The 11,903-nt window shown below is 40.1% G+C and carries 12 protein-coding genes; 7 read left to right on the top strand and 5 right to left on the bottom strand.

Annotation, left to right across the window (positions count from 1 at the left end; genetic code table 11):
* Positions 1–63 precede the first annotated feature (63 nt).
* The 3 genes from ACWIB3_RS17090 to ACWIB3_RS17080 all read left to right on the top strand — a co-directional run bounded on the left by ACWIB3_RS17090 (position 64) and on the right by ACWIB3_RS17080 (position 3,356).
* Entirely contained in the window at positions 64–1,611 is a 1,548-nt protein-coding gene (locus ACWIB3_RS17090; RefSeq protein ID WP_313189470.1) for a helicase HerA-like domain-containing protein, read from the top strand.
* A gap of 56 nt (positions 1,612–1,667) precedes the next feature.
* A complete protein-coding gene (locus tag ACWIB3_RS17085; protein WP_313189469.1) occupies positions 1,668–2,579 on the top strand; it encodes a sugar phosphate nucleotidyltransferase in 912 nt (303 codons plus the stop codon).
* A 90-nt stretch (positions 2,580–2,669) separates the two neighbouring features.
* Positions 2,670–3,356: a TIGR02117 family protein gene (locus ACWIB3_RS17080; RefSeq protein WP_237235641.1), complete on the top strand. Its 687-nt coding sequence runs from the start codon at positions 2,670–2,672 to the stop codon at positions 3,354–3,356.
* Between the two features lie 52 nt (positions 3,357–3,408).
* Here the strand turns inward: ACWIB3_RS17080 and ACWIB3_RS17075 are convergent, their stop codons facing one another.
* On the bottom strand, positions 3,409–3,966 hold the full coding sequence (locus ACWIB3_RS17075; protein WP_185213950.1) for a thioredoxin family protein: 558 nt from the start codon (positions 3,964–3,966) through the stop codon (positions 3,409–3,411).
* Between the two features lie 192 nt (positions 3,967–4,158).
* Between ACWIB3_RS17075 and dnaK the strand changes: the two genes are divergently transcribed.
* Positions 4,159–6,078 carry a molecular chaperone DnaK gene (dnaK, locus tag ACWIB3_RS17070; RefSeq protein ID WP_313189466.1) on the top strand — a complete coding sequence of 640 codons (1,920 nt, stop codon included), beginning with the start codon at positions 4,159–4,161 and terminating at the stop codon, positions 6,076–6,078.
* A gap of 189 nt (positions 6,079–6,267) precedes the next feature.
* On the top strand, positions 6,268–6,624 hold the full coding sequence (locus tag ACWIB3_RS17065; RefSeq protein ID WP_254529058.1) for an MmcQ/YjbR family DNA-binding protein: 357 nt from the start codon (positions 6,268–6,270) through the stop codon (positions 6,622–6,624).
* Here ACWIB3_RS17065 and ACWIB3_RS17060 read toward each other — a convergent pair.
* The 3 genes from ACWIB3_RS17060 to ACWIB3_RS17050 are packed head-to-tail and all read right to left on the bottom strand — an operon-like array spanning position 6,621 to position 8,645.
* A complete protein-coding gene (locus tag ACWIB3_RS17060) occupies positions 6,621–7,304 on the bottom strand; it encodes a LytR/AlgR family response regulator transcription factor (protein WP_185217328.1) in 684 nt (227 codons plus the stop codon). The two genes, ACWIB3_RS17065 and ACWIB3_RS17060, sit on opposite strands and share 4 nt — an antisense overlap.
* Positions 7,297–8,367, bottom strand: coding sequence for a sensor histidine kinase (locus ACWIB3_RS17055; RefSeq protein WP_185213954.1), 1,071 nt, complete (start codon positions 8,365–8,367; stop codon positions 7,297–7,299). Before ACWIB3_RS17055 ends, ACWIB3_RS17060 begins: the two co-directional genes overlap by 8 nt.
* 35 nt (positions 8,368–8,402) lie before the next feature.
* Positions 8,403–8,645, bottom strand: coding sequence for a hypothetical protein (locus ACWIB3_RS17050; protein WP_254529060.1), 243 nt, complete (start codon positions 8,643–8,645; stop codon positions 8,403–8,405).
* Positions 8,646–8,885: 240 nt separating this feature from the next.
* Between ACWIB3_RS17050 and ACWIB3_RS17045 the strand changes: the two genes are divergently transcribed.
* Both ACWIB3_RS17045 and ACWIB3_RS17040 read left to right on the top strand, forming a co-directional pair.
* On the top strand, positions 8,886–10,016 hold the full coding sequence (locus ACWIB3_RS17045) for a PCMD domain-containing protein (RefSeq protein WP_454292214.1): 1,131 nt from the start codon (positions 8,886–8,888) through the stop codon (positions 10,014–10,016).
* 35 nt (positions 10,017–10,051) lie between these two features.
* The gene (locus ACWIB3_RS17040; protein WP_313260381.1) at positions 10,052–10,783 is read left to right on the top strand and encodes a porin family protein; all 732 of its coding nucleotides are present in this window, start codon (positions 10,052–10,054) and stop codon (positions 10,781–10,783) included.
* 98 nt (positions 10,784–10,881) lie between these two features.
* Here ACWIB3_RS17040 and ACWIB3_RS17035 read toward each other — a convergent pair whose 3' ends face one another.
* Positions 10,882–11,844: an isopenicillin N synthase family dioxygenase gene (locus tag ACWIB3_RS17035; RefSeq protein ID WP_454292213.1), complete on the bottom strand. Its 963-nt coding sequence runs from the start codon at positions 11,842–11,844 to the stop codon at positions 10,882–10,884.
* Between the last annotated feature and the right edge of the window lie 59 nt (positions 11,845–11,903).

Genomic DNA, 11,903 nt, shown 5'->3' with positions numbered 1-11,903 from the left:
ATCTTAATTTGAATAATAATATCTTTATTTATTAATTCAATTAGCATATTAAGGCTATAACTTATGAAAGAACAATTTATTGAAAAGATAACCGCCTCTTATAATCCCAAGGGGCCATTTATACAATTAGGTTCTGGTATCCTTGATGGGGAGATTGTAACAGCAGCTAAGGTAAACCTCGCTTTAAAGATGATGAACCGACATGGTCTGATTGCAGGAGCGACCGGAACAGGTAAGACCCGGACCCTGCAGTTGACTGCAGAACAACTATCGGATGCCGGTGTGCCGGTTTTCATGTTGGATGTAAAAGGGGATTTATCGGGATTAGCGGAACCTGGAAAAACCAATGATGCCCTGATAGAACGTGGAAATGCAGTTGGAATTCCTTTTGAACCCGCAAGTTTCCCTATAGAATTGTTCTCTCTTTCCGGAAAATTAGGAGCACCAATGCGCGTTACGGTCGAGGATTTTGGTCCGGTGCTACTGGCCCGTATCTTGGACCTAAACGATACCCAGGCCGGTGTATTGAGTGCAATTTTTAAATATGCAGATGATACGCAGTTGCCTATCGTCGATTTTCCGGATCTCAAAAAGTTGCTGAGTTACCTATCTGATGGGCCCGGCGCTGAGGAAATCAAGAATGATTATGGTAAGATCTCGACAGCAAGTGCCAATACGATCTTAAGGAAAATTGTCGCCATCGAACAACAGGGCCTTGCCCATATCTTTGGTGAAAAAGAATTTGATATACAGGACCTGTTTGGAAAAGTGGATGGAAAAGGGGTGATCACCTTGTTGAACATTTCCGATATCCAAGACCAACCCTTATTATTTTCCACATTTTTATTGAGCCTTTTGGCCCAATTATTCAAGAAATTGCCCGAAGTTGGCGATTTAGATAAACCTAAATTGGTGTTTTTCTTTGATGAGGCACACTTATTGTTTAATGGAGCATCGAAGGCTTTCCTGACGCAGATCGAGCAAATCGTTCGATTGATCCGTTCAAAAGGAGTAGGGGTATTTTTCTGTACACAGGCGGCAACGGATATTCCTGAATCTGTATTAGGACAATTGGGAAATAGGGTCCAACATGCTTTGAGAGCATTTACCCCGAACGATGCCGACAACCTCAGGAAAACAGTGAAGACCTATCCTACATCGGAGTTTTACGAAATCGATAAGGTTTTGACATCCTTAGGAACTGGTCAGGCCTTAGTGACGGTCTTGAATGATAAGGGTATTCCCACAGAAGTGGTAGCCACGCATTTAGTGCCTGCAAGAGCCGTAATGGGGCCATGTAGCCCTCAGTTGTATGAGGAATTGGTTCAGAATTCGGATTACCGTTCGAAATATCAGGAACGAGTGGAAAGACAGACTGCATCGGAAATCATTGAGGAGCGCATGAAGTCTTTTGAAGCAAAGAAAGAGGCCGAAGCGGCACAGAAAGAGGTAGAGAAAGCAGCAGGAAAAACGAGGTCCTCTGGATCTAGGAGACAGACGCCTTTGGAGGCGGCGCAGACGCAGGCGAGCCGGACTTTGGCGAGAGAGGGCGCGAAATTATTAGGGAAGATTGCCAATGGCATTCTTAACTCTATCTTCAAAAAGAGATAATATATAAAACATTATATTTGCAAACGAAAATCGAGTACTAAACAAAAAATTACATTATGGGAAAACCAACTTTGGTGGTTCTAGCAGCGGGAATGGCTAGCCGTTATGGTTCATTAAAACAAGTGGATGGATTTGGTCCACATGGGGAAACAATTATTGATTATTCCATTTTTGATGCGATCCGTGCCGGTTTTGGAAAAGTAGTTTTCATTATCCGTGAAGAATTTGAAGCAGTAATGCGTGAGAAATTTGACGCCAAGCTTGCAGGTAAGATCGAGGTAGCTTATGCTTTCCAAGATTTTAACTTGAGAAAATTCGGAATCGATAAAGATATTGAACGTGCTAAACCTTGGGGTACAGCTCATGCTGTGATGAGTGCGAAGGATGAAGTTGATGGACCTTTCTGTGTAATCAATGCTGATGATTTTTATGGTTTTGATGCCTTTAAGAAAATGGCTGATTTCCTAAGCAATGAAGCGGATGATAAGCACATGTCTTTGATGGGATTTGCATTGGGCAATACCATGTCCGACTATGGCTATGTTTCTCGTGGTGTATGTGAGGTGACTCCTGAAGGTCATATGGCTTCCGTTACGGAAAGAACAAACATCTATTATGATAAAACTGAAGGCGACAAGAAAATCGTCTTTGAAGAGAACGGTGTAAAAAATGAATTACCAGCAGATGCACGCGTATCGATGAACTTCTGGGGCTTTACTCCTAAAATCTTTGAAGTGGCGATGGAGATGTTCCCTAAGTTTGTTGAAGAAAATGGTGATAATCCTAAATCAGAATTCTTTATCCCTTCTGTTCCTGATTACATGGTAAAAAAAGGACAGGCTGACTTTAAAGTAATTCCAACGTCTTCGAAATGGTTTGGTGTTACTTATATGGAAGATAAACCAATTGTACAGGAAAGTATCTCAAAATTGGTAGCTGATGGAGAATACCCTCAGAAATTATTTTAATACCAAGTTTTAAAAATATATCGAATGGCAGGCATAGTCCTGCCATTTGTTTTTCCACAATATTGATATCTTTATTTCTTTAATCGATCTATGATGAAGAAAGTTATGATGGCCCTTCTCTATGTGTTTATTGGATTAATCGTGTTTGCAGGTCTATACTTTGCGGCAGATTCTGTCTTGTCAAGGATTTCTGCCGATAAGCCCGATAAAGAGGGAAAACCTAAAAATATCACGGTTTATGTGCTATCCAATGATGTACATACCGATATCGTGCTTCCCATTCGGAATGAATTACAGGACTGGACAGAGGTATTTCCCATTGAAAACAATAAAGGAAAAGATTTGAATCAACAATATGTTTCTATTGGTTGGGGTGATAAAGGCTTTTACCTGAATACCCCTGAGTGGAAGGACCTGACCTTAAAGACTGCTTTGGTAGCTGGTTTGGGTATTGGTGAAACTGCCCTGCATGTCACTTACTATAAACGGATGGAAGAAAATGACCTTTGCTATAAAGTTCATATCGATAGCAATCAGTATAATGTCCTGAAAAGTTATATCCTGAATTCCTTGGATATGGGGGAGGATGGTAAACCTATTTTGATTGAGACGAATGCGCAATATGGTCCTGATGATGCATTCTATGAGGCTAAGGGAGCTTACAGTTTGTTTTATTCCTGTAATACTTGGTCTAATGCTGCTTTGAAAAAGGCAAATATGCCATCTGGAGTTTGGACGGTTTTTGATAAGGGGATTTTAAGGCATTATAGGGATTAAGGTTATATTGGAATATATCTGAATAAAAAAAAGCTGCATTTGCAGCTTTTTTTTATTCAGATAATAATTTTGTCAATTCTTTTTGGATTTCTGCCCCTTTATCTTCGTTATACCATCTTTGGATGTTTTCTTTGATTTCCTCCATGGGTTTTCCTTCCGCTCTTTCAGTTTCGAAGATTTCCTGTAGTGCATCTGGACGTGGTCCCCATACCACTTTATCATGTCCTACATCATTACGGATGATCAATTTCGGGATTGATTTTCCACCATTGGTCAAGTAATCGTCGATTAAAAAAGGTTCAGTGTCGCGAAGTTGAATATCAAGATCGATAAAAGGATTGTCCTTTACGATTTTATAGATCTGAGCAACGGAGTGCCCTGCATCCCCACACCAAGGTTCTGTGATTAAGATCCAGTGTTGTGGATCTTTGATGTTTTCAATGCATACTTTCATTTCTGCTGATGGTTCAAATTTTTTCAACCATCTGTTCATTCTGGACCAATTGAGTTTAGCGTAACTTAAATAGTCAGGGTTTGATGAGTATGCTTCGTGTTTTTCGGTATTGTTTAAGATATCCTCGAAGTAACTCTGGTATTCGTCAAAAGTCATGTTGGATTAATTTTTCCAAAAATACATATTATTCCAATATTTGAGAAAAAATGACAGAATGTCACGCTCAAATGACAATTCCTTGCAGATTTTTCCGACTTTGGAATGACAAAGTCAGATAAAACTGTTTGGCATAAGCGTTGTTAATAGAGAATAAGTAATCATTAAACATTAAAGAAAACACAACAAGATATGTCAAAAATTATAGGAATCGACTTAGGAACTACCAACTCATGTGTAGCCGTTATGGAAGGTAATGAGCCGGTAGTTATTGCAAATAACGAAGGAAAGCGTACTACACCTTCTGTTGTTGCATTCGTAGCAGGCGGGGAACGCAAGGTTGGAGATCCAGCAAAACGTCAAGCCATCACTAATCCACAGAACACGATCTACTCGATCAAGCGTTTTATGGGGGTTACATACAATGAGGCAAAAGGCGAAATCGACAAAGTTCCTTATAAAGTAGTAAAAGGCGACAATGATACACCACGTGTGGAGATTGGCGACCGTAAATATACTCCTCAAGAAATCTCAGCAATGATCCTTCAAAAAATGAAGAAAACTGCAGAAGATTACTTAGGACAAGAAGTAACTCGTGCCGTAATTACAGTACCTGCTTATTTTAATGACGCACAACGTCAGGCAACGAAAGAAGCTGGTGAAATCGCAGGCTTGAAAGTAGAACGTATCATCAACGAACCTACTGCCGCAGCATTAGCATATGGTCTTGAGAAAGCAGACAAAGACATGAAAATCGTAGTTTTTGACTGTGGTGGTGGTACTCATGACGTTTCAGTATTGGAATTAGGTGACGGTGTGTTTGAAGTAAAATCTACTGATGGTGATACGCACTTAGGTGGTGATGACTTTGATAACGCTATCATTAACTGGTTAGCTGACGAGTTTGCAGACGAAAACGGTGGATTGGACTTGAGAAAAGACCCAATGGCATTGCAACGTTTGAAAGATGCTGCTGAGAAAGCGAAAATCGAGTTGTCAAGCACAACTTCTACTGAGATCAACTTACCATATATCACTGCAGATGGATCTGGTCCTAAGCACTTAGTTCGTTCTTTATCACGTGCTAAATTCGAAAGCTTAGTAGGTCCACTTATCGAACGTACTATCGAGCCTTGCCGTACAGCATTGAAAAATGCAGGATTCAGTACTTCAGATATCGACGAAGTAATCCTTGTAGGTGGTTCTACTCGTATCCCAGCAATCCAAGATGCTGTTAAGAAATTCTTCGGAAAAGAGCCTTCAAAAGGTGTTAACCCTGATGAGGTAGTAGCATTAGGTGCTGCAATCCAAGGTGGTGTATTGACTGGTGAAGTAAAAGACGTGTTGTTATTAGACGTAACTCCACTTTCTTTAGGTATTGAAACCATGGGTGGTGTAATGACCAAATTAATTGAGGCCAACACAACTATCCCTACGCGTAAATCGGAAGTTTTCTCTACCGCTTCGGATAATCAACCATCTGTTGAGATCCATGTATTACAAGGTGAGAGACCAATGGCTGCTCAGAACCGTACGTTAGGACGTTTCCAATTGACAGACATTCCTCCTGCACCTCGTGGAATCCCTCAAATTGAAGTAGTATTTGATATCGATGCTAACGGTATTATCAAAGTGTCAGCAATCGACAAAGCTACAGGTAAAGAGCAAAACATCCGTATCGAAGCTTCTTCAGGTCTATCTGACGAAGAGGTTAAGAAAATGAAACAAGAAGCTGAAGCCAATGCAGAAGCTGATAAAAAAGTAAAAGAGGAAGTAGATAAATTGAACTCTGCTGATGCGTTGATCTTCTCAACTGAAAAACAATTGAAAGAATATGGCGATAAAATCTCTGCAGATAAAAAAGGTCCTATCGAATCTGGTCTAGAGAAGTTGAAAAAAGCACATGCTGACAAAAACTTCGCAGATATCGAGACTGCATCTACTGAATTGAATGCTGCATGGAGTGCTGCATCTGAAGAAATGTACGCTGCATCGCAACAAGGAGCCGGTCAACAACAAGCTCAAGGTGATGCTGGTCAAGCAAACAATGGCGGAAACCAAGGTGGTGGCGCTGATGACGTGCAAGACGTAGATTTCGAAGAGGTTAAATAAAACATTAAGTTTACCCCCTTATATTGAAAAGGAGTTGCCTGGAAATGGGCAACTCCTTTTTTAGTATTTAGTAATGAGTATTTAGTATTTAGACCTTGGGGCTGTTTAATTATGGATATAAATCATTATTTTGTTTATCTAAATACTAAATACTAAATACTAAATACTAAATACTAAATACTACAACTCATGAACATCGAAGAGCTTCGGGATTATTGCATCGCAAAAAAGGAAAGTACAGAGGAGACACCATTTGGTCCAGACACTTTAGTGTTTAAGGTATTGGGGAAAGTCTTTCTTCTGGTAGGATTAGACCAGGTGGACCAACTTTCTTTTAATGTGAAATGTGATCCTGAGTATGCCGTTGAATTAAGGGAGAAATATGAACATACTGTCTTGCCTGGTTACCATATGAACAAAAAGCATTGGAATACGGTACATGCTAACAGGCAGTTGAACGACCAAAAACTCTTTGAGTTAATAGACCATAGTTATGAGCTGATTGTTCAAGGCTTACCGAAGAAGGAACGTGAGAAACTATCTTAAAGTTTAAACTTTTCCTTTACCTCTTCTAAATAGCTTCCGCCAATGGGAATTTCCATATCCTCTATCCAGATGGAATGCCTGTCTAGCTTATTGATTTTGTTCGTGTTGATAATATAGGAACGATGGACCTGCAAAAAAGAATCATCTGCCCACTCCGATAGAAATTCTTTGATGGTCATCCTTGCCAATACCTCACGGCCTTCTAGAATGAACCGAATATAATTGCCAACGGCTTGAAGGGCCAAGACCTCTTTCAAATCAATCTTTATCATTTGATACCCGTCCTTCACGAATAAGCTTGGGTTATTGTCTATCACACCTTTTAGTTCCAATAATTCCTTAGCCCTAATCACTGCCTTTTCAAAGCGGTCAAATGTGTAGGGTTTTAGGAGATAATCCAATGCCTCCAGTTCAAAGCCAGATAGGGCATATTCAGAATAGGCGGTAGAGAAAATCACGAGTGGTTTTTCTTCCAGGCCCTTGAATAGGTCAATTCCATTGATGTCTGGCATGCGCACATCTAAGAACAGCAATTGAACCTCATTATGTTGCAGATATTCCTTTGCCTCAAGACCATTCAGGAACTGTTTTTCCAGATTTAGGTAAGGAATTTGTTCGGCGTATCTCCTGATGATATCCAGTGCTATCGGTTCATCATCTATGGCAATGGCTTTAATCATTTTCGTTCATTTTGGATGCTATCTCCGAATGAGGGACTTCATCGAGGTCAATGGTCAGAAAAACAAAATACTCCTGTTGGTTTTGTTCCATAACCAGCATATAGCGGTCAGGGTAGGTCAGGTCCAGCCTAGACCTTACATTTTCCAGCCCGATTCCTGATTTCGTTCTTTCCAGGTCGGTCCCGGTGCTTTTGTGAATGCTGTTGTAAACGGAAAATTTCAACTGTCCATCGACCACATCTGCATTCACCTTGATCCAGGAAGGTTTGCTCATACTGATGCCATGTTTGAAAGCATTTTCAACAAAGGGAATCAGGAGCATCGGTGCAATGTACAGGCTATCCAAGCTATCTATGATTTCATGTTCAATCTTGACGTTAGGAACACTCTCAGTCCTTAAGCTCTGAATAGCGATATATTCTTTTAGGTAACTTAAATCTCTGGAAAGAGGGATTTGATCCTGTTGGTTTTCAAAGATCAGGAAACGCATCATTTGGCTCAGCCGTTGAACCGAATCTGCAGTGCGGCTTGCATTCTCCTGCAGGGCAATTCCATAGATGCTGTTCATGACATTGAACAGAAAGTGCGGGTTTACCTGAGATTGCATCAGTTTATATTCCGCTGCGGTCTTGCCCAAGTCTTTTCTCAAGAAGTCGATGGTCTTTTTGTCAGCTCGGTACCTGAAAAAGTAAAAGTAGGTCGCCAAGATCACAACAGAAGCAAATAAGGCGCCTACAAATATGATTTTGTCACTATATCGTCCATGTATAAGTTGGACAAGGATCAGGAAAGGGATAAAAATAAGGATTGCACTCAATATGCTGATCAAGATGTACTCCACTTTGGTGATCTTCTTTTTGACCAATAGCTCCAAGAGCGAAAAGTTATTTAAGGCATATAGCAGGTAGCCAAAAGGAGCATAGAGGAATAAAATGGCCAAATGTCGGTGTATGGACATGGAAATCACAAAGAAAATCAATGACATGCCGATAATGAAGAGGAATTCAGTAATGAATCTCCTGAAGGTCATTTTATGGTTTGATCTAGTGCTGCTTAAATTCATAATCGAGTTATAAAATTATAAAAAAGAAAATAGTATTAGCCTAAAGCGGATTTTTCTTGAGGATAATTGAAGGGAAGAATCGGAAAGCCTAGAAAATCGGGATCCTGGTTCATCAAGGTTTCCTGAAAGTGATCAATGAGATGAATGGTTCCATGTGGATACTCCTCCTGCAAGTTGAAGTATGATTCAATGGGATGTAGGAGTTGATCTTGCAACTGGTTTTGGTAGTTCGTTTCGAATATGCTGGTCAAGAATCGGATTAGATAATAAAACATCATAACTTTCAATTTTCTGCCTTTGTTTATTCCTGACACAATAATATTGAAGAATTTGATGGCCCCTAAATTTTTGTGATGAACCTATGGAAGGAAATGATGAATCATGTTTTTAATGTAAAAAAGCTGAATCAAAAGAGAATATGATTGGCAGAAATAATCGAAACGGGTCAAATAATCCTATCTTTGCCAATCATTTGGAGATCTACCCATTTGAATATCTACTATAAGTAAGTTAAAAACATGCCGCAATCAAAATTTATTTGGGCCCTTTTGGGGGTCGTGTTCTTTATTTCTAGCTGTATTAAAGACGAGGCGAAAAACATGGAAGCTGATATTACTCAGGTCTCCATCGCCGATAGTTTGATTAATGTCAAACCTATCATCAACAACAGAAACGTTGTTATCTATGTCAAACCAGGGAAAGTGGATTTGAAAGAATTCGCCCTTGATTTTGACTTAACGCCTGGAGCAACTTCGGTTCCTGCCTCAGGTTCGGTCCAAGATTTTTCTGCCCCTGTATTTTATGAGGTCACTTCTGAAGATGGACAGTACAAAAAACAATATTCCGTGACTTTACTGGAATCCTCCGTTCCTGAAATGTTTGATTTCGAACTGTTCAAACATGACGAGAAGAAAAACTGGATCTATTTCTATGAAGAGGTAGAGGGCGTTCAGCAAGAGCTATGGGCTTCCGGAAACTCGGGCTTTGCCTTGACAGCCGGTTCTAATCCTACCGAAAAAGCTTATCCAACCCAAGCTACCGATGATCCAAAATTGGTGAAATCAGGAAAATATGCAGCTTACCTGGAGACTAAATCCACTGGTTTCTTAGGTTCTTTAGTGAAGAAGCCTATTGCGGCTGGTAATCTGTTCATTGGCTCCATGTTTACCAAAAGTATCATAGACATCCAGACACGTTTTGGCCTCCCATTCAATAAAATCCCTGTTTCCATGACCGGTTATTATAAATATGAACCCGGTAAAAAGGTAATCGATATGAATGGTAAAGAAGTCAATGTTACGGATGAATGTGACATCTATGCTGTATTATTTGATCGCGTTGCGTTGATGCAAGCTACAGCAAACGATAAAGAGGATGCAGGAAGAACCTGGCTGAACGACAAAGATGTGTTGAATAGCCCGCATATCATAGCCCTTGCTCAATTGAAGGAAACTTCTGCAACAAAAGGAGATGGCTTAGTGAAGTTCGATCTGCCATTTGTATTCAAGAAAGAATATAGCCAGTTAGATGCCGACGCGTACCGTTATAGCATTGCCGTAGTGCTTTCTTCCAGCAAGAATGGAGCAATATTCCAAGGTGCTGTTGGAAGTAAGTTAATTGTAGATGAAGTGAAAATCAATGTAAGATAATGAGATTAATTAAAATCGAGATAAAATACGCTCTAATGAGTGTATTTGGTTTGTTTTTTGCCTTGAACCTAAACGCACAGGCTTTAGAACAAGGGAAATTTAGAGTAGATGCTGAAGTAGGGACTAAGATCGGTGGAGCTTCTCCGTTGGGATTGCCCGTAGAAATTCGCAAGATCAATGGTTTCAAACCAGCTTTGCCTTTTTTCGTAGGGGTTAAAGTGGCCTATGGCATCGATGACAAATGGGGCGTTCGCTCAGGACTGATCTTTGAAGGTAAAGGGATGAAGACTGAAGCAACGGTTAAAGGATATAAAACATCTTTTAATGCTGATGAAGATCCATCACAAAATGTTAGGGGCTATTATTACGGTGATATCACGACCAATGTGGAGAATCTTTACTTCACCATTCCTGTCATGGCGACCTATCAATTAAATCCAAGTTGGAGCCTTCAGGCCGGACCTTATGTTTCCATGGCTGTACAACGTAAATTCTACGGTATGGCAACAGATGGCTATATCCGTGATGAAGAACCAACAGGAGAAAAGGTAGGGATCGTAGATGCCGCTTATGATTTCAAAAGCCAGATCAGAAAAGTAGATGTTGGAATGAGCGTAGCAGGAAAATATGACTTCGCAAAACGCTACTATGCTACTGCCCAATTTGATTACGGTTTCAATAGCATCATGAAAACTGGCTTTGAAAGCATCAGTTTCAATATGCACAATATCTTTATGAATATTGGTGTAGGTGTGAGGGTTTTTTAGAAGAGATTAATAGATATGAGATATGAGTATTGAGATAGAAAACGGTCAACTCTTTTTAGGTATGACCATTTCTAATATCTCAATACTCATATCTTTCCTTACATTTTAAGGCCAATCTCTCTCAATCGTTCATCCAAATATTCGCCGGCGGTATAATCTTCGTAAGCTTTTGGATGTTCTGCATCGATACATGAATCTAATGAAGCCAAGTTCATGCTTGATTTAGGATGCAAGAAGAAAGGAACCGAATATCTTGATGTCTTCATCAGTTCTCTAGGAGGGTTTACCACACGGTGGGTAGTCGATTTTAATTTGTTGTTGGTCAATCTTTGCAACATATCACCCACATTTACAACAATGTCCTCACCTTTAGCCTTGATAGCAAACCATTCTCCATCTTTGGTCAACACCTCTAATCCATCTGCGCTAGCACCAATCAATAAGGTAATCAGGTTGATGTCCTCATGAGCTCCCGCACGCACAGCGTCCGCTGGAATAGCATCAGGGTTTTCGATTGGGAAGTAATGGATGGCACGTAAAATAGAGTTACCATTGATCACGAATTTTTCAAAGTAATTTTCAGGTAATTCCAAATAAGTTGCAATGGCTTTTAGCAAATTACGGCCAGCATCCTCCAGTTTTTTATAGATTTCTGCTGTTACAGCATTGAATCTAGGTAGTTCGTTCACCTCTGGGTTATCTGGAAAATCCACTTTCGAATATTCCTCACCTACGATGGTCTGTCCTCTTTGCCAAAATTCCTTCAAGTCTGGCGTTTTAGAGTCCTTCGCTTTTTCCTTCCCTTTGGAAGTATATCCACGCTGTCCTGCCAGTTCAGGGAATTCATATTTGTCCTTGATTTCCGAAGGTTGGTCAAAGAATTCCTTGACCACTTTATATAGCTCATCGATCAGTTCGTGTGAAAGGCCATGGTTGGCGATGGTGACGAATCCCGTTTCGTTGAATGCCTTGCCAATATCCGCCACAAATTGTTCGCGTTGTTCAGCACTGCCCTCAGTATAGTGCGTCAAGTCTAATCTTGGAATATTTACTAATGCCATGTCTGTTTTGTTTGATGCAAAGTTAATGTAATAATAATATTGAAGAGTAAAAAGTGTTT

The sequence above is a fragment of the Sphingobacterium sp. NPDC055431 genome (genome assembly GCF_053644255.1).
The sequence above is the reverse complement of the archived record's forward strand: the minus strand, read 5'-3'. Positions and strand labels throughout refer to the sequence as shown.

Coding starts and splice junctions, on each gene's coding strand:
- ACWIB3_RS17090 (WP_313189470.1), top strand. CDS start 64: ATGAAAGAACAATTTATTGAAAAGATAACCGCCTCTTATAATCCCAAG.
- ACWIB3_RS17085 (WP_313189469.1), top strand. CDS start 1,668: ATGGGAAAACCAACTTTGGTGGTTCTAGCAGCGGGAATGGCTAGCCGT.
- ACWIB3_RS17080 (WP_237235641.1), top strand. CDS start 2,670: ATGATGAAGAAAGTTATGATGGCCCTTCTCTATGTGTTTATTGGATTA.
- ACWIB3_RS17075 (WP_185213950.1), bottom strand. CDS start 3,966: ATGACTTTTGACGAATACCAGAGTTACTTCGAGGATATCTTAAACAAT.
- dnaK (WP_313189466.1), top strand. CDS start 4,159: ATGTCAAAAATTATAGGAATCGACTTAGGAACTACCAACTCATGTGTA.
- ACWIB3_RS17065 (WP_254529058.1), top strand. CDS start 6,268: ATGAACATCGAAGAGCTTCGGGATTATTGCATCGCAAAAAAGGAAAGT.
- ACWIB3_RS17060 (WP_185217328.1), bottom strand. CDS start 7,304: ATGATTAAAGCCATTGCCATAGATGATGAACCGATAGCACTGGATATC.
- ACWIB3_RS17055 (WP_185213954.1), bottom strand. CDS start 8,367: ATGAATTTAAGCAGCACTAGATCAAACCATAAAATGACCTTCAGGAGA.
- ACWIB3_RS17050 (WP_254529060.1), bottom strand. CDS start 8,645: ATGATGTTTTATTATCTAATCCGATTCTTGACCAGCATATTCGAAACG.
- ACWIB3_RS17045 (WP_454292214.1), top strand. CDS start 8,886: ATGCCGCAATCAAAATTTATTTGGGCCCTTTTGGGGGTCGTGTTCTTT.
- ACWIB3_RS17040 (WP_313260381.1), top strand. CDS start 10,052: ATGAGTGTATTTGGTTTGTTTTTTGCCTTGAACCTAAACGCACAGGCT.
- ACWIB3_RS17035 (WP_454292213.1), bottom strand. CDS start 11,844: ATGGCATTAGTAAATATTCCAAGATTAGACTTGACGCACTATACTGAG.